Raw genomic sequence first — 17,417 nt, 5'->3', positions numbered from 1 at the left:
AACCTCCAGGTTAGCCAGAAAATAAGAGAAAACCTGTGTTGCGTTTGACGGATGAGAGCTGTAAATTGTCATGATTGTAAAACGCCGCCATGCCATCAGCGGATGTAAATTTCTGTCAAGGGCAGTCGATTGGCCGACCACAAAATCTTTGCCGGGCCGCGCATTCGTCGCATCCGCAACGCCAAGGGGCTGACCCAGACGGCGATGGCAGAAGGGCTCGGCATCTCGCCGTCCTATCTCAATCTCATCGAGCGCAACCAGCGGCCGCTGACGGTGCAACTGATCCTGAGACTGGCAACTGTCTACAAGGTCAACCCGCACGAATTGCAAGGCGAGGCGAGGGGGTCGGTTGCCGACTTGAAGGAAGTGTTTTCAGATCCGCTGCTGGCCGGCGAACTGCCGGGCGACCAGGAACTCATCGAGCTTGTCGAGGCGGCGCCAAACGCCTCCGCTGCCGTCATAAAGCTGTTTCGCGCCTATCGCGAGCAGGCCGAGCGGCTATCCGATCTCAACGAACTGCTCGCGCGTGACGGCAAGGCCACCGCCCTCTCCGGTGCCAGGCTGCCGATCGACGAGGTGCATGAGATTTTCGAACGCCGGCCGAACCATTTTGCCGCGCTCGAAGAGGAAGCCGAGGCATTCACGTCGGTGCTCGATCGCGGCGACGGTCTGTTCAGTGCGTTGAAGGCCTGGCTGCGGCGTGAATTCGGCATCGTCGTCAAGGTATTGCCGGTCGCCACCATGCCCAACTGGCGGCGTCGCTATGACCGTCACTCGCAGCGCCTGTTCCTGTCCGAGCGGCTGTCGCCATTCGATCAACTGCGCGAGGTGGCGATGGAGGCCTGCCTGATCCGCATGAGCGTCGCTGTCGCCGCCGAGATCCAGGTGCTGAAGCTGACCACCGACGAAGCCCGCCGGCTGGCGCGTTTCGAGCTCGGCCGCTATGCCGCGCACGCGCTGATGATGCCCTATCAGCCTTTTCACGCGGCGGCGGTCCGCGCCCGCTATGACATCGACATGTTGCGGTCGCGCTTCGGCGTTTCGTTCGAGCAGGCGGCCAACCGGCTGACCACCCTGCAGCGGCCGGGTGCGCTGGCTGTGCCGTTCTTCATGCTCGAGGTCGACAATGCCGGCAATCGCTTCCGCAAGGCGGGCAGCCACGGCTTTCCGCAAAGCCGCTTCGGCGGCGGCTGTCCGAAGCTGCCGGTCCATGCCGCCTTCGCTCAGCCCGGCCAGATCCTGGTCGAGGCAGTGGAAATGCCAGATGGCGCAGCGTTTCTCTGCATTGCCCGCACGCTCGAGGGGCCGCAGGGCTCGTTTGCCGAGCGCCCGCGGCGCACGGCGCTGTTGCTCGGCTGCGACATCGGTTTTCGCGACGAGGTCGTCTATGGAGCGGCATTGCCGGGGCCGGCCGCCATCGGCAAGACCGGACAGAGCGCCGCTGCGCTGGCTACGCCGGTCGGCCCTGCCTGCCGGCTGTGCGAACGCATCGGCTGCCTCGCCCGCGCCGAGCCACCCGTTACACGTCCGCTCGGCCTCGACGAGATGGTCACGGGACTGTCGGCGTTCGATTTCCAGTGATTCGGCTCCAGCAATATTGCGGCTGAATCTTCGACCAAAGGACCTCATCTGTTCCTGCGGCGGCAACCAGTAAGCTGGTTCGCGGTTGCCGGCCAAAATATTGGTTCGGCCAAAATATTGATTCAGCCGAATATTGATTCAGCATTGACGGTACGGTATCAAAAAAAGAACTGCGCAACGGTCGGGGGATCAATGATGGGCAGGACAGTTTTTTGGCTTGGCGCTCGCGTTTTCGGCCGATCCCGCATTGGCTGAAAAGTCCTCGGATTTCTTCAAATCCTATCAACAGTATAATGATGCCGGCAAGGCGTTCCTGGACAAGATCGATCCGAAGACCGGCGCGATAAATCTTGCCGAAGGCGTCCATCTCGACCTCAAGGACAAGTTCTATTTTCTGGACAAGAAGGACACGCTCTCCGTCCTCACCGAAGCCTGGGGCAATCCGCCCGACTCTGGTTCCGATGCCCTCGGCATGATCTTTCCAGTCTCCCATGATCCCATTGCCGACAACAATTGGGGGATAGAGCTGCGCTGGGAAAAGATCGGTTACGTCGACGACAGCGACGCCGCGTCCATCGATTACAATGAACTGCTGCGCAACATGCAGTCAGACACTCTGTCCGGCAACGATCAGAGGGTAAAGGATGGCTATGCGCCCATTACGCTGATCGGCTGGGCGTCGCCGCCGGTTTATGACGCGGCCCACAAGCGCCTGCACTGGGCCAAGGAGCTGCAATTTGGCAACGATGCCGCCCATACGCTCAACTACGACGTCCGTTTCCTTGGCAGGGAGGGCGTCTTCGTGATGAGCTATATCGCGACGGTGGAACAATTGCCGGAGATAAGGCAAAGCCTGGATGAAGTGCTTGGCCTCGCGGACTTCAATACCGGCAAGACATACGCTGATTTCGTGCCGGGCGTCGATACGGTTGCGGCGATTGGCGTCGGTGGCCTGATTGCCGGCAAGCTGGCGGCGAAAGCAGGTTTTCTGGTCGTGGCGCTGATCGCGCTGAAAAAGTTTGGCCTGCTCCTGCTGGTTCCGCTGGCCGGTCTCTGGCGCTTTATCCGCGGCAATAGGGGCACGTCGTAAAGCCATCGTCGACCGGTCGCCTCGGATCATCGCCGGGCGAGGGCGATGCGCCCTCGTCAGTGCGCCAAACGGAACATCGAACTGGATCACGCCCGGCCTTCTGCTTTGCGTTACGCGAATGAGGCACGTCTCTGTCGTCCATTGCACATCGTGCTGCTCCGAATTCGCCGACAGTCATACCCATGACCGATACCGCATCATCTCCGGTTGCCGCTTCGCCGATCGTGTCGCCGCAAGGCGAACGCGTCGGCTTCCTGCTGGTATTCCTGTCGGCGTTGATGTGGAGCTTCGGCGGCAGCATTGCGCGCTTCATCGACAACGCCGACAGCTGGACGGTGGTGTTCTGGCGCTCGGTCTGGGCCGCCGCCTTCCTGCTCTGCTTCATGGTCTGGCGCGATGGCTGGCGTGGCACGCTGAAGCTGTTTCGCGGCATGGGCCTGGCCGGCCTTGCGGTGGCGTTCTGCTTCGCCACGGCGTCGACCTCTTTCGTCGTGGCGCTTGCCTATACCACCGTCGCCAACATCCTGTTGATGCAGGCCGGCGTGCCGCTTCTGGCGGCGCTGTTTGCCTGGGCGCTGTTTCGCGAACGGGTGGCGGTGGCGACCTGGGTGGCGATCGCCGCCGTTATTGTCGGCGTCGCCATCATGGTGTCGGAATCGCTCGATGGCGCGGTGTCGCCAATCGGCGACGGGCTGGCGCTGCTCATCGCTGTCATGTTCTCGATCGCCACCGTCATCACGCGCCGCTTTGCCCATGTGCGCATGACGCCGGCGACCTGCCTCGGCACGATGCTGGCGGCCGCCTTTGCGGCATCGCAGGCGTCGGCGCTGGGCGTCTCCAGCCACGATATGGGCTTCCTCTTTGCCTTTGGCGTGATCAATCTGGGACTCGGTCTCGCCTTCTTCGCCACCGGAGCCCGGCTTGTTCCGGCCGCCGTCGCGGCGCTGCTCGGCACGTTCGAACCGATCCTTGGCCCGATCTGGGTCTGGCTCATCCATTCCGAGGTGCCGTCGGCGCGCACCATCGTCGGCGGTGCGGTCGTGGTCACCGCGCTGCTCGTCCATATCGGGCTCGAGTTCAAACGCCAGACGCGGCCCGCGCGAGCGGGCGTCACCGGTGTGCCGTCACCTAATTGATGCAGTGCGCGCGTCAAAGCGAGATGAACCATTGACAACGTCGCAGCCGCGCGGGCAGGCTGCGATCACGGCAACAACAAGACAGGCGTATCTTGCCAAGTCTCCATGCCGGTCGCATCGAGGCCGGACAATATCGTCGTCTCCCTGCCCGCGCCGTAGCGAAAGCTTCCGACGGCGTCGGAACACCACCAACGCCACGCCAGGTCTTCGCTGTCGGCTCGCCGCCGAACGATAATGGCGCCGGCAATTCGCGCTTGTCGCCTGCCTGCAAGCCCAATACCTTGAAGCAAATGCCCAGCCGCGCGGACGCCGCGACGAGCTGGCGACGGAACACTCATCAAAGGAGAATAGCATGACCCGCAAAGCGCTCTGGCTTTCGGCGACTTCGGCGTTTCTGGCAGTTTTTACCTTGGGCGCGCATGCCGAGGATCGCGTCGTCAACGTCTTCAACTGGTCGGACTATATCGACAGTTCGATCATCGACGACTTCACCAAGGAAACCGGCATCAAGGTCGTCTACGACACTTTCGATTCCAACGAGATCCTGGAAACGAAACTGCTCGCCGGCGGCAGCGGCTACGATGTCGTCGTGCCCAGCGGCAATTTCCTTGCACGACAGATCCAGGCGGGTGTGTTCCAGAAGCTCGACAAATCGAAACTGCCGAATATTTCCAACATGTGGGATGTTATTTCGGAGCGGACCAATGAATACGACCCCGGCAACGAATATTCCGTCAACTATATGTGGGGAACGGTCGGAATTGGCTACAACATCAAGAAAGTGCAGGCGGCACTTGGCTCCGACAAGATCGACAGCTGGGATGTTTTCTTCAATCCAGACACACTGAAGAAGCTCAATGATTGCGGCGTTCATGTGCTGGACTCGCCGGCGGACATGATACCGGCTGCATTGAAATATCTCGGTCTTGACCCGAACAGCACGTCTGCCGACGATATCGCCAAGGCCGAGGAGGCACTGCTCAAGATCCGGCCCTACATCCGCAAGTTCCACTCTTCCGAATACATCAACGCCCTGGCCAACGGCGATATCTGCCTGGCGGTCGGCTTCTCGGGCGACATCTTCCAGGCGCGCGATCGCGCCGATGAAGCCAAGCAGGGTGTCGAAATCGGCTACTCCGTGCCGAAGGAAGGGGCGCAGATATGGTTTGATCAGATGGCGATACCGGCCGATGCACCGCACGTCGCCGAGGCACACGAATTTCTCAACTACATGATGAGGCCGGAAGTGATCGCCAAATCATCAAATGCCGTTCTGTACGCCAACGGCAACAAGGCTTCGCAGCAGTTCATCGACAAGGCGATTCTGGAAGATCCTGCGATCTATCCCGACGCCGCGACTATGCAGAAGCTCTACACCGTTTCGCCTTACGATCCCAAGACCCAGCGCATCATCACCCGCACCTGGACCAAGATCGTCACCGGCCAATAGCAACCTGACCAGGGCCCGGCAGCCGTTGCCGGGCCGCTTTCTCATGAGGCAAGCAGCAGGACGGAGTGGGACATGAAATCGCTTGGCAGCATCCGCAGGGATTTTGCGCCATGGAACGATCCGAACGCCAAGCCATACATCCAGTTCGACAACGTCACCAAGAAATTCGGTGAGTTTACAGCGGTCAACAACCTGTCGCTGACCATTTTCGAACGCGAATTCTTTGCCTTGCTGGGGGCCTCAGGCTGCGGGAAATCGACGCTGCTCAGGATGCTCGCCGGCTTCGAGGAGCCGACCGCCGGCCGCATCCTGCTCGACGGCCAGGATCTGCGCGGCATTCCGCCCTACCGACGGCCGGTCAACATGATGTTCCAGTCCTACGCCTTGTTTCCGCACATGACGGTCGAGAACAACATTGCCTTCGGCCTCAAGCAGGAAGGCATGGCCAAGGCCGACATCGACAAGCGCGTCGCCGAGATGCTGAAGCTGGTCAAGCTCGAGCAGTTCGCCAAGCGCAAACCGCACCAATTGTCGGGCGGCCAGCGCCAGCGCGTTGCACTCGCCCGCTCGGTGGCCAAGCGGCCGAAAGTCCTGCTGCTCGACGAGCCGCTTGGTGCGCTGGACAAGAAGCTGCGCGAGGAGACCCAGTTCGAGCTGATGGACCTGCAGCAGAACCTCGGCCTCACCTTCGTCGTTGTCACCCATGATCAGGAAGAGGCGATGACGATGGCCGACCGCATCGCCATCATCGACAAGGGCGAGGTGATGCAGGTGGCGACGCCGGCCGAGGTCTACGAGGCGCCGGGTTCCCGCTTCGTCGCCGGCTTCGTCGGCAATGTGAATATGTTCGACGGCAAGATCGCGGCTGGCGAGGCCGGCAGCGCGAGCATCGATGCCGGCAACGGCATCACCATCTGGACCGAAAATGCCGGCAATGCCGCGGCCGGGACATCCGTCACCTTCGCCATCAGGCCGGAGAAGATCAAGGTGTCCTCCATAAAACCGGCCGGTGCCGTCAACGCCATCGAGGGCGAGGTCTACGACATAGCCTATCTCGGCGACATGACCGTCTATCACGTCAGGCTGAACGACGGTCAGGTGGTGCGGGCGAGCACCATGAACGCGGCACGTCTCACCGAGGACCCATTGACCTGGAACGACCGCGCCTGGGTTTCTTTCCGCCCCGACGCCGGCGTCGTCCTGACACGGTAGAGACTGATCATGTCCGCTGTCACTGCCGCAACAAGCTCTCCGGCAAGCGCTGCCGGCAAATCCGCCTTGGTCAGGCTGGGAGCGGCGTTCGTTAGCCGGCTCGTCATCATCATCCCCTACCTCTGGCTGCTGTTCTTCTTTCTCGTCCCTTTCATCATTGTCTTCAAGATTTCGCTGTCGCAGACGGCGATCGCCATGCCGCCCTACACGCCGGTGCTTGATTTCCGCAGCGGCATTTCCGGGTTTATTTCAGGATTCGGCGCACTGAATTTCGACAACTATACCTGGCTGACGCAGGATGCGCTTTACTTCAATGCCTATGTGACGAGCGTCATCGTCGCCGCCATCTCGACGGTCCTGACATTGCTGGTCGGCTATCCCATAGCCTATGGCATGGCGCGCGCCCCAGCGACGATTCGCCCGACCTTGCTGATGCTGGTGATCCTGCCGTTCTGGACCTCGTTTCTGATCCGTGTCTACGCCTGGATCGGCATCCTCAAGCCCGAGGGCCTGCTCAACCAGCTGCTGCTCGCCACCGGCATCATCAGCCAACCGCTGATCATCCTCAACACCTATACGGCGATCTTCATCGGCATCGTCTACTCCTATCTGCCGTTCATGGTGCTGCCGCTCTATTCGTCCTTGGAGAAGATGGACCATTCTCTGATCGAGGCCGCCAAGGATCTCGGCTGTCCGCCGACCAGCGCCTTTTGGAAGATCACCTTCCCCCTGTCGCTGCCCGGCGTCATCGCTGGCTGCCTGCTGGTGTTCATTCCCGCCGTCGGCGAGTTCGTCATTCCCGACCTGCTCGGCGGCTCGCAGACGCTGATGATCGGCAGGACGCTGTGGAACGAGTTCTTCGCCAACCGTGACTGGCCGGTGTCGTCCGCGGTTGCCGTCATCTTGCTGCTGCTGCTGATCGTGCCGATCATGCTCTTCCAGCGAGCCCAGGCGCGCGCCCAGGAGCAGGACCAATGAACGCGACCTGGAGCCGCTTCAACATCACGTCGATCGTGCTCGGCTTTGCCTTTCTTTACCTGCCGATCGTCCTGCTCGTCGTGTTCTCTTTCAACGAATCGAAGCTGGTCACCGTCTGGGGTGGCTTCTCGACGAAATGGTACGTGTCGCTGTTCCACAACCGGGGTCTGATGGACGCCACCTGGGTGACGGCCCGCGTCGGCGTCATCTCGGCAAGCGTGGCGACCGTGCTCGGCACGCTGGCGGCGCTCACCTTGACACGCTACACGCGCTTTCGCGGCCGGCTTCTGTTTTCCGGCATGGTGTTTGCGCCGCTGGTCATGCCGGAAGTCATCACCGGCCTGTCGCTGCTGCTGCTCTTCGTCGCCGTCGGCCTCGACCGCGGCTTTCTCACGGTGACGCTTGCCCACACCACGCTAACCATGTGCTTCGTTGCGGTGGTGGTTCAGTCGCGCCTGATCACTTTCGATCGTTCGCTGGAAGAGGCCGCGATGGACCTCGGCGCGCCACCGGTGAAGACCTTCTTCCAGATCACGCTGCCGGTCATCATGCCGGCTATCGTCTCCGGCTGGATGCTGGCCTTCACGCTGTCGCTCGACGATTTGGTTATTGCCAGCTTCACCTCGGGACCCGGCGCCACGACGCTGCCGATGAAGATCTACAGCCAGGTCCGCCTTGGCGTGACGCCGGAAATCAACGCAGCCTGCACCATCTTGATCGCGGTCGTCGCAGTTGGCGTGATCATCGCTTCGCTCGCAAACAAACGCCGCGAGGTGCAGCGCCAACGCGACGAGCAGGCCGCACAGCGCGGTTGATGCTGCTGCTGCTTACTCTCCCGAAACGCCGCGGCTTATCGGCGAGATGAACGGCGTGCTCCAGGTGCCGCCGACGAAGAACGACGACTGATTGGGTCCCTGGCCGTTCGTCTGCGTGGCAGCCTGGCTCGGCTGGACGATGCCGCCGGACAGCGCCAGCCCGCGTCCGGCATAGGATGCGATGCCGGAAAGCCAGATCTTGTATTGCGCGGAATTCACCTCGGCCTTGTCGATGCGCGCCACGCCGTTCGAAATGCTCGCCTTGAGCTCGGCCCCGTCGATCGGCAGCGTTCCGTCCGAGACGTCGTCCAGCGCGAAGAATCCGCCCTGTTCGGTGTGCTTGAGGAACGCCGGCAGGTTAAGCCGGCTCAGCGCACCCGCGCCGAACGTCGCCGACAGCGAGCCATTGGCGTTTTCGAAAATCGAGTCCCAGGTTCTGCCAGGCCCCTTGAGGATGACCGAAACGGTTCCAGTGCCGATCGGCACCAGCCGCGTCATCCCGGCCGCGGTGCCGAAAGCGCCGCCGTCGATATCGGAAGCAAGCAGCCGGATCTCGACTTCCGTGCCGGCGGGCTTGCGGTCGAAACGGACGCTGCTCTGGACGTTGCCGCCAAAGGCGGATGCATCCGAGATGTCGAAGACGGCAAGGCCGTTCTTGACCTGGGCAGTGGCGGCGACGTCGGCAAGCTGGATGGCGCCGGCGGTGGCATGCGCCGCCGACAGCCTGAGATCGAGATTGATCCGGTCGGCGAAGCTTGTGTCGATTTCGCCCGGGCCGGTGCCGCCGGCGGATGGTACCGGCGTAAAGGCGGAGAGAAATGATCTGAGGTCGAGCGTATCGAAGGCAAGTGTGCCGGAGATCACCGGCAGTGCCTCACCATAGGTGAAGTCCAGCGCACCCATTCCCGGGTTGTTGTCGAGGGTCAGGGCCGTGTTTTCAAATTTGACGCGCCCGGCCGTCGCCGTGATCTTGCTTGAAACCGAGATCGAGCCGATTGCGGCACCGGGCGCGATGCCGGCCTGCGACCATTCGAGCACGCGTCGGAGCGAAGGTGCGGCGAATTTCGCCTGGCCGTCGAAATAGCCGTTCTCCGACATGCTGGCACGGCCGTCGAACGAAAAACTGGCCGGTGCCGCCTTGAAGGAAAATGTGGCCGGTGCTGTGCCGCCACCAAACAGCACGAGCGGGTTCGGCGATGCTGCGTCGATGGCAACACTTTCGCCGCGCCATATCCCGGTCGCCGACAGCGTCGCATTGCTATTCATCGCGGCCCAATTCGCCTGGCCGCTCAGGCTGCTCAATATCTCCTGGTCCTTGCCGCCGATGGCAGCCACTACGCGGCCGTCCCTGAACTCGACTGTGCCGAACGGATCTGTCGGCAGCTTGCCGAGATCCGGCTTGGCTGGATTTGTGTTGATCACCGCGCGGGCAGCATCGATCGAACGCGTAATGCGCCCACCGCTGGGAATCACAGGCAGGAAAAACCCGCTCGCGGTACGCTGAACCCGGATCGTCGGTCGTACCAGCCGCGCCGTCGAAAACACCACATCGCCACGCAGCGCCGCCATCGCTGAGAGGTCGACCTCGACCCGTTCGGCCTCGACCACGGGCGGCGCATCCGTCTCTGTCCATTGCGACAGCGTCACGTCGCTCAGGATCGCCCGGAAATTCGGCCAGACCTCGATACGCGGCGCGCCGTCGATGGTGACCCGGAAACCGCTCCACGCGCTCATTTCCCACGCGATACGGTCGCGTACGATGCGGGTCGAGGCGATCAACGGCAAGGCTGCGACAACCAGCGCGATGACGATGACGGCTGCGCCGATCGCCCATATTCCGCGTCGGATCAAAGGTGATGGCATATCGCCCCGTATGCTTCCATTCCGACAAAATCGCCCGACGGGTGTAACCGACGGCTGACGCATTTCAAGTCTTTATGGCCCGGCGATGGCATTTGCGCACACCCTGACCGGCGCGGTCCAACAAAATCTTGCTCTGCTGCATCGCGATATGCATAAGCGATGCAGCCTACGGAGAAACAATGATGGCTGACGACGCACCGCTCTGGATCCCGACGCAAGAGCAGATCGACGCGGCGCCGATGACCGCCTTCATGAATGCCGCGGCGAACATGGCCGGCAAGGTTTTCTCCTCCTATGCCGACCTGCATCGCTGGTCGATCGATGATCGCGAGACCTTCTGGAGCCTGGTCTGGGACTTTTGTGGCATCGTCGGCGACAAGGGCGAACGCGTGCTGGTCGATGGCGACAAGATGCCCGGCGCGACCTTCTTTCCTGAGGCAAAGCTGAACTTCGCCGAGAATCTCCTCAAGAAAACCGGGCTTGGCGACGCAATCGTCTTTCGCGGCGAGGACAAGGTCGAGCGGCGGCTGTCCTGGAACGAGCTGCATGCGCTGACCTCGCGACTGCAGCAGCTTTTCCTGTCGCTCAAGGTGAAGAAGGGCGACCGCATCGCCGCGATGATGCCCAACATGCCGGAGACCGTTGCTGCGATGCTGGCGGCCGCCTCGATCGGCGCGGTCTGGTCGTCCTGCTCCCCAGATTTCGGCGAGCAGGGAGTTCTCGACCGGTTCGGCCAGATCGAGCCTGTCGTGTTCATCGCGCCGGACGGCTACTGGTACAATGGCAAGGCGATCGAAGTCGCCGACAAGATCGCGGCCGTGGCGGGCAAGCTCGCCACCGTCCGTAAAGTCCTCATTGTCGACTATCTCGGCACCTCGCTCGACGTCGCCGCAACCATCGGCAAGGCGGCTGCGCTGGAAGAGGCGCTGTCACCCTTTGCCGCAAGGCCTGTCGCCTACGAAAGGCTGCCGTTTTCGCATCCGCTGTACATCCTGTTTTCATCGGGCACGACCGGCATTCCCAAATGCATTGTCCATTCGGCCGGCGGAACGCTGATCCAGCACGTCAAGGAAGAACGGCTGCATGCCGGCCTGCTCGACGGCGACCGCTTCTTCTACTTCACCACCTGCGGCTGGATGATGTGGAACTGGCTGGTGTCGGGCCTGGCATCGGGCGCCACCTTGCTGCTCTACGACGGCTCGCCGTTCTACCCGGACGGCAATGCGCTGTTCGACTTCGCCGATGCCGAAAAGATGACCTATTTCGGCACCTCGGCCAAATTCATCGATTCCGTGCGCAAGGCCGGCCTGAAGCCGATCCGCACGCATGATCTTTCCAGCGTGCGCACCATCTCATCGACCGGCTCGCCGCTATCGCCGGAAGATTTCCGCTTCGTCTATGAAGGCATCAAGAAGGACGTGCATCTGGCTTCGATTTCCGGCGGCACCGATATCGTCTCCTGCTTCGTGCTCGGCGTGCCGATCGAACCGGTATGGACCGGCGAGATCCAAGGGCCCGGGCTCGGCCTTGCCGTCGATGTCTGGGCCGATGACGGCCGCCCGCTCCGCCAGGAGAAGGGCGAGCTCGTCTGCACCAAGGCGTTTCCGGCAATGCCGATCGGCTTCTGGAACGACCCTGACGGCAGGAAATACAAAGCCGCCTATTTCGAACGTTTCGACGATGTCTGGTGCCACGGCGATTTCGCCGAATGGACCGTCCATGGCGGCCTGATCATCCATGGCCGTTCCGACGCCACGCTCAATCCGGGCGGTGTCAGGATCGGCACGGCGGAGATCTACAATCAGGTCGAGCAGATGCCGGAAATCCTCGAAGCGCTGTGCATCGGCCAGGATTTCGACAATGACGTGCGTGTCGTGCTGTTCGTGCGGCTGGCGGCGGGCGTTGAGCTCGATGCCGAGCTGGAAAAACGCATCCGCGCGAAAATCCGCACCGGGGCGAGCCCGCGCCACGTGCCGGCCAAGATCGTCGCCGTCAGCGATATTCCGCGAACCAAATCGGGCAAGATCACCGAGCTCGCGGTACGCGACATGGTGCACGGCCGCGCCATCAAGAACAAGGAAGCGCTCGCCAATCCCGAAGCGCTCGAGCTGTTCCGCAACCTGCCGCAGCTTGCCGACTGACCCCGGGATCCAAGGTAGGAGCTGTTTTGAGGTCTCCGGTATCGTTAACAAATTATCTCTTCGGAATTTACCTAGATTTCATGAGTGGTACACATTGGTAAATTTTCCGGCGTGCCGGTAAGGATTTGTTAAGGCCCGGCATCAATAGTCGTGCGTAACTTGAGGGAGAAATCCCGTTCCTCTTAGCCCCGAGAGGATCTGATTCGCTCAAGCCCCGTTGTGACAGCAATCCTATCATTCAAGGCGTCCTGTTGGACGCCTTTTTTCTTTGCGCAACCATAGCTAACCGGCGAGCACGCGGGTCGAGGGAAAGGCGACTTCGACCAGGGTTCCCTCGCCGGGCGTCGAGTTGATGGTGAACCGGGCCCGGTTCGCTTCGACCATCGCCTTGGTCAGCGGCAGCCCAAGACCCGTGCCGTCGCCACGGCCGCGCTTCAGCGCATTGATCTGCTTGAACGGCTTCAGCGCCTGCTCGATCTCGGACTGGCTCATGCCGATGCCGGTATCGCGCACGCGCATGACGACATCGCCGGAGATCTCGTAAGCCGTCGACACGATCACCTGGCCGCCAGCCTGCGTGTAGCGGACGGCGTTCGACAGGATGTTGAGCGCGATCTGCCGCACGCTGCGCAGATCGGCCACCACTTCCGGCAGCCGCGAGGCGAAGCTGGAGCGGATGATGACGCGTTCCCGGTTGGCTTGCGGCTGCATCATCGCCACGGTTTCGGCCAGTGTGTCGTTAAGCGACACCGCCTCATAGGCCATCTCCTGCTGGCCGGCCTCGATTTTCGAAATGTCGAGCAGGTCGTTGACCAGGTCGAGAACGTGGTTGCCCGAACGGTTGATGTCGCGCAGATAGTCGCGATAACGGTCATTGGCCACCGGCCCGAATTTCTCGTCGACCATCAGCTCGGAAAAGCCGATTATGGCGTTGAGCGGCGTGCGGATCTCGTGGCTGATGCGGGCCAGAAAATCGGTCTTCTGCGACGAAGCGCGTTCGGCGACTGCGCGCGCCTGGGTCAAGTCCTCTTCGGCCCGCTTCCACTGGGTGATATCGCGCACCACCGCACAGAAGCCGCTGTCGTTGGGCAGCCTGCCGATAGTCATGAACAGCGGAATGAAACGCCCCTGCGCCTCGCGCCCGATCACCTCGCGGCCATCGTTCATCACGCTTGCAACGCCGGGCTCCGACAACCCCTCGAGATAGTCACGCGCCGCGCGCTGGCTTTCGATCGCAAACAGCGAGACGAACGGTTTGCCGGTCACCTCGTCGCTGTCGAAGCCGAACAGCGCTTCCGCCGGACGGCTAATTGAACGGATCGTTCCGTTACGGCCGATCAGCACGACGCCGTCGGTGGCGGTGTCGATGATAGTGCGCATTTCGGCAATGCGTGCCTTGAGCTCGGAAACATCCGGCTGCGTTTGGTCTTCGGCGGCGCCATGTGGAATGGCTGCTGCCTCGTCGTCGCCGGAACGACGTACGACCAGCATCAGCGCCTTGCCGTTTCCCCAGGGCACGGAGCGTAAAATCGCATCGATCGGAAACTCCTGACCTTCGCGCGTTTTCAGCCGCAGAGCGCGGTCGCCGCCGTCCGAACTGCCGTCGTCGGCATAAGGGTCGGCAAACAGCGCGCCGAGCCCGCCGGCCTCGTCCAGGGAATTGAGCGTCGCATAGCCGGTCAAGCCGAGGAATTCGTCGTTCGCGTAATGCAGCTGATCGCCGGAATGGATAAGCACCGGCACTGGCAGCTTGCCGAGGATCGAGGTATCCGGCCCCGTGTTGTCCTCTCCGGCAAACGCCGACGGCACGAAGCCGTCGAGTTTGAGCGGTGGTGCCTGCGGCCGCTCGACGGGCGGCACCTGGCCGGCAGCATCGGCTGCGGCTGCGCTGTCCTCGGACCAATCCTCGCTGTCCTCGGCGTCACGGAAGTCTTCGGCCGTCATGCTGTCGTCGTCGCCATCCCGCGGCGCTTCGGCGACGATCGTTCGACGGTTCGTGCTGGGCTCAACGCCTTCCTGCGCCTCATCGCTGGGTTCGCGGTCGGCATAGTCGAGCAGCGATCCGGAAACAGGGCGTGTGACGGGTTCGCCGGCTTGCGCCTCTGCTTCCGCCTCATCCGGCTGCTCGCCGTCAAGTCGGGCGAGGTCCTTCTGGTCCTCGGCATCGGCCTCGGGCGGTTCGGCGGCAGCCGCCTCGCTTTCCGGACCTTGCGCCGGCATCTCATCCTTGTCCGCCAGCCCGGCTTCTTTCAGCTTTGGCTCGTCGGCCTTGCCGGCTGCCTCGACTTTCTCAACCGGCTTCTGCTTTCCGGCGCTGGGCTGCTCTTCGGCCGGGGTGCTGTCCTTCTTGAGACGCTCGCCAATCTCGCGAAACGCGCTGCGTTCCAGCGTCGACAGGCCCTTGTCGTTGGCCGGCTGCCGGTGCTCGGCCAGCCGGATCACCTTGTCGGCAAAGCGCCGCTCGGGTTTTGGCACGATGGTCAATGCCGGCACTTCGCCCCTGAACGGATCGGCGGGTTTAGGTGTCTCGGGGAGAGGTTCGACGGCTTTCGGCCCGATGGTCGCGGCAGGTTTCTCCTCGGCGACAAGGGCCATGCCGACGGCATCCGGATCGACCACCGCATCGCCGCTCCTGGCCACGCCGAAACCGCGAAAACCTTCGAAAACGCGGCTGCGGCTGTAAACCGGGAGCGCCGCCAGATCGACGGGTATCTTCAGATCGGTGCCGGCGACCGGCCACAGCACGGAGCGGCCGGACCAGGTGTCGCGCCGTTCGAGCAGGCCGGCAATCTCGCCAGAAGCATCGAGGCCATAGGCGGCCGAAACATCCTCGAAGCGGCGGCCGATCACGTCGGCGGCAGGCTTGCCGACGAGCTCGGCAAATTCCGGCGACAGGGCGCTGAAATGGCCCTCCGCGTCGGTACGCCAGACGAAACGCATGGGCGCGGCGGTGCGATCGATCGCCGAAGCGCGGTGTTCGGCCGGGGAGGCGGCTTTGGTGGCTTTTGCGGCGCTTTCCGGCGAAGTATCCGCGCTGGCTGGGGTCTCGACTTCGCCGGACACAGCTGCCCCGGGCGGGACCTGCGTGTCGTCGCCGGCATTGAAGTACCAATGGTCATGCTGCGTCGGCGTTTCGCCAACCGTGCGGTGATCGTCGGCCGCGTCGGCAGGTTCGTGCTCCGCCGATGCTGAGGTGCCTTCCATCGCTGCAAGGTCGATCTCCGCCGCGCCGCTGCTGGCGATCGGCTGCTCGTTGTCCTGGTCCGTTGGCTGGGGAAGATCGCCACCGCTCGGTGCCGCTGCCGCCTCGGTTTCCCCGCCGGCGCGTTCGCCATCGGGAGCCTCGCCGTCAAGCCGGTCCTCGTCGATCACCACCAGCAGGTGCCGCTCTTCCGTCAGCCGGGCAAGGCCCGCGGGATAGGAGCTGGACCCACCCGGAACCAGGCGCTTGACGATGCGGTCGCTCTCGTTCGCCACGTCGGCGACAAGCGCGGCCAGCGTCTCAGGCCGGATGCCGAGCGCCGAAAAGCCGTCCGATGCGGCGTCGATATTGCCCTTGGCATCGACAAAGGCGATGTAGTGGCCGTCTTCCGTAAAGCCACCGATGGCGCGGTCGGCGATCTCGGCCGCGCTGCGCGAGCCGGTCTGCGCCGCCGGCAGCGCCAGCATGATTGCTTCCTCGCCATCGGGCATGGTCACCGCGCTGGCCAGGAAACCGACGGCGCGGCTGGTCAGGCCGGTCGCCAGCCGGACCGTGATGGCACGGTCGCGGCCGATCTGCGGAAAACCGCTGGTTGCCATGATCTGGCGCCGGGCGATCAGCGGCAACCCTGCCGAGGCGCCGATGATAGCGCCGATGTCCGGATAGCCGAATACCGCCGCGCCGGGCCCGTTGGCCCAGATCACCTGCTCGAGATCTGCCGACAGAATGGCGATCGCGTCGCCTGCGGCGAAGCGCAGGCGGACGGCGTCGAGCACGGCGACGTCAAGGAAGGAGTAGTTTTCAGCCGGCATGCGCTTGGCGACCCTCACAGAGCGGGCAATTTGCGGTTAACGCTTTGTTAATAAAAGCCGACGGCGCGAAGGTCCACAAGTCATAGCGTGCAACCAGCGGAATCTCTAGGCGCGTGGTTAACGCCGCGAACCAAATATTTTATGGTGCGATGCAACAGATATGTTGCAATGCACAAAATTTGCCTTTATATTGCCATGATAGATGAACGAGACGGCATTTTGTCAAAGCCGCTGCCGCTGAAAAGGATGGAAAATGTCCAGGACCAAGACCGCTGAAACGATCGAAAACGTTGAATTCCCGAGCTTCGACGCTTCGAAGGCCACCGACCAGATCCGTGCCTTCGCCGAAAAGGGCGTTGAGCAGTCGAAAGAGGCCTACGCCAAGCTGAAGACCGGCGCCGAGGAGACCCAGAAGGCTCTGGAGTCGACCTATGAGACCGCCAAGTCCGTTTCCAGCGACCTGTCGCTCAAGACCATCGCCGCCCTGCGCGCCAATGCCGAAGCCGGCTTCTCGCATTTCGAAGCGCTGATCGGCGCCAAGTCGCTGTCGGAAGTCGTCGAGTTGCAGACCGCTTTCCTGCGCAAGCGCGTCGAAATGACCGTCGAGCAGGCTAAGGACTTCCAGGCGGTTGCTGCCAAGGCGGCCGAGGACGTATCCAAGCCGATCAAGACCGCCTTCGAGAAGGCCGTGAAAGAAATCAAGATCGCCTAATATTTGCGCACAGTTTGACGATGCATCAAAAGGTCGCATTTCGTCAGACAAATAGATGTGCGATATAGTGGTTCAAGTGAATACCCGGCGGGTGGAACCTCCTCCCTCTGCTCACCGGGGTGACCAGCCAGCACCTCCTCCCGCTGGCTCGTAACAGGAAAAGGCCGGCACCTCCTCCCGCCGGCCTTTTCTTTTGTCCGGCGGAAAATGACTCGATGCCGGAGCGAGCTTTTGCCTTGCCAAAAGCCTTGAATTAAACTCCGATAGCCCGTATGGACGCATCGCCGAACGACAGAGCGGGTCCCGAACGTTTCATCTCGATCCCGCTCAGGCAAACGTGCCGTTGTAGCTCAGATGGTTAGAGCGCCGGATTGTGGATCCGGAGGTCGCTGGTTCGATCCCAGCCAACGGTACCATTCAGCTTT

11 protein-coding genes and 1 tRNA gene are annotated in these 17,417 nt (G+C 62.3%); 10 read left to right on the top strand and 2 right to left on the bottom strand.

The window, feature by feature from the left end:
• Window positions 1-129 precede the first annotated feature (129 nt).
• The 7 genes from NKH30_RS24070 to NKH30_RS24040 all read left to right on the top strand — a co-directional run bounded on the left by NKH30_RS24070 (window position 130) and on the right by NKH30_RS24040 (window position 8,262).
• The gene (locus NKH30_RS24070) at window positions 130-1,581 is read left to right on the top strand and encodes a helix-turn-helix domain-containing protein (protein ID WP_352997347.1); all 1,452 of its coding nucleotides are present in this window, start codon (window positions 130-132) and stop codon (window positions 1,579-1,581) included.
• Between the two features lie 217 nt (window positions 1,582-1,798).
• A complete protein-coding gene (locus tag NKH30_RS24065; protein ID WP_352773945.1) occupies window positions 1,799-2,671 on the top strand; it encodes a DUF2167 domain-containing protein in 873 nt (290 codons plus the stop codon).
• Between the two features lie 182 nt (window positions 2,672-2,853).
• A complete protein-coding gene (locus tag NKH30_RS24060; RefSeq protein WP_023677450.1) occupies window positions 2,854-3,807 on the top strand; it encodes a DMT family transporter in 954 nt (317 codons plus the stop codon).
• 352 nt (window positions 3,808-4,159) lie between these two features.
• Window positions 4,160-5,257, top strand: a complete 1,098-nt coding sequence (locus tag NKH30_RS24055; RefSeq protein WP_352773946.1) for a polyamine ABC transporter substrate-binding protein — start codon at window positions 4,160-4,162, stop codon at window positions 5,255-5,257.
• Between the two features lie 72 nt (window positions 5,258-5,329).
• Window positions 5,330-6,469, top strand: a complete 1,140-nt coding sequence (locus tag NKH30_RS24050; RefSeq protein WP_352773948.1) for an ABC transporter ATP-binding protein — start codon at window positions 5,330-5,332, stop codon at window positions 6,467-6,469.
• 9 nt (window positions 6,470-6,478) lie between these two features.
• Window positions 6,479-7,447 (top strand): ABC transporter permease subunit, encoded by a 969-nt coding sequence (locus NKH30_RS24045; RefSeq protein WP_352773950.1) that lies wholly within the window; start codon window positions 6,479-6,481, stop codon window positions 7,445-7,447.
• Entirely contained in the window at window positions 7,444-8,262 is an 819-nt protein-coding gene (locus NKH30_RS24040; protein ID WP_352773952.1) for an ABC transporter permease, read from the top strand. The genes NKH30_RS24045 and NKH30_RS24040 overlap by 4 nt, the downstream gene beginning before the upstream one ends.
• Window positions 8,263-8,274: 12 nt before the next feature.
• On the opposite strand, the gene NKH30_RS24035 is transcribed toward NKH30_RS24040, so the two are convergent.
• The gene (locus NKH30_RS24035; RefSeq protein ID WP_352773954.1) at window positions 8,275-10,125 is read right to left on the bottom strand and encodes an AsmA family protein; all 1,851 of its coding nucleotides are present in this window, start codon (window positions 10,123-10,125) and stop codon (window positions 8,275-8,277) included.
• A gap of 182 nt (window positions 10,126-10,307) precedes the next feature.
• Between NKH30_RS24035 and NKH30_RS24030 the strand changes: the two genes are divergently transcribed.
• The gene (locus tag NKH30_RS24030) at window positions 10,308-12,266 is read left to right on the top strand and encodes an acetoacetate--CoA ligase (RefSeq protein ID WP_352773956.1); all 1,959 of its coding nucleotides are present in this window, start codon (window positions 10,308-10,310) and stop codon (window positions 12,264-12,266) included.
• A 282-nt stretch (window positions 12,267-12,548) separates the two neighbouring features.
• Here the strand turns inward: NKH30_RS24030 and NKH30_RS24025 are convergent, their stop codons facing one another.
• Entirely contained in the window at window positions 12,549-16,280 is a 3,732-nt protein-coding gene (locus NKH30_RS24025) for a PAS domain S-box protein (RefSeq protein WP_352997343.1), read from the bottom strand.
• 253 nt (window positions 16,281-16,533) lie between these two features.
• On the opposite strand from NKH30_RS24025, the gene NKH30_RS24020 reads away from it, so the two are divergent.
• Together NKH30_RS24020 and NKH30_RS24015 are read left to right on the top strand one after the other, a co-directional pair.
• Window positions 16,534-16,992 carry a phasin gene (locus NKH30_RS24020; RefSeq protein WP_254819298.1) on the top strand — a complete coding sequence of 153 codons (459 nt, stop codon included), beginning with the start codon at window positions 16,534-16,536 and terminating at the stop codon, window positions 16,990-16,992.
• Between the two features lie 339 nt (window positions 16,993-17,331).
• Window positions 17,332-17,408: transfer RNA gene (locus tag NKH30_RS24015), tRNA-His, on the top strand.
• Window positions 17,409-17,417: the final 9 nt, after the last annotated feature.

The sequence above is a fragment of the Mesorhizobium sp. M1273 genome, assembly GCF_040318195.1.
Lineage (GTDB): Bacteria > Pseudomonadota > Alphaproteobacteria > Rhizobiales > Rhizobiaceae > Mesorhizobium.
The sequence above is the reverse complement of the archived record's forward strand: the minus strand, read 5'-3'. Positions and strand labels throughout refer to the sequence as shown.

Excerpts from the sequence above, each read along its gene's own strand:
- NKH30_RS24040 (WP_352773952.1), top strand. The coding sequence starts at position 7,444 with ATGAACGCGACCTGGAGCCGCTTCAACATCACGTCGATCGTGCTCGGC.
- NKH30_RS24025 (WP_352997343.1), bottom strand. The coding sequence starts at position 16,280 with ATGCCGGCTGAAAACTACTCCTTCCTTGACGTCGCCGTGCTCGACGCC.
- NKH30_RS24020 (WP_254819298.1), top strand. The coding sequence starts at position 16,534 with ATGTCCAGGACCAAGACCGCTGAAACGATCGAAAACGTTGAATTCCCG.
- NKH30_RS24050 (WP_352773948.1), top strand. The coding sequence starts at position 5,330 with ATGAAATCGCTTGGCAGCATCCGCAGGGATTTTGCGCCATGGAACGAT.
- NKH30_RS24030 (WP_352773956.1), top strand. The coding sequence starts at position 10,308 with ATGGCTGACGACGCACCGCTCTGGATCCCGACGCAAGAGCAGATCGAC.
- NKH30_RS24060 (WP_023677450.1), top strand. The coding sequence starts at position 2,854 with ATGACCGATACCGCATCATCTCCGGTTGCCGCTTCGCCGATCGTGTCG.
- NKH30_RS24045 (WP_352773950.1), top strand. The coding sequence starts at position 6,479 with ATGTCCGCTGTCACTGCCGCAACAAGCTCTCCGGCAAGCGCTGCCGGC.
- NKH30_RS24035 (WP_352773954.1), bottom strand. The coding sequence starts at position 10,125 with ATGCCATCACCTTTGATCCGACGCGGAATATGGGCGATCGGCGCAGCC.
- NKH30_RS24055 (WP_352773946.1), top strand. The coding sequence starts at position 4,160 with ATGACCCGCAAAGCGCTCTGGCTTTCGGCGACTTCGGCGTTTCTGGCA.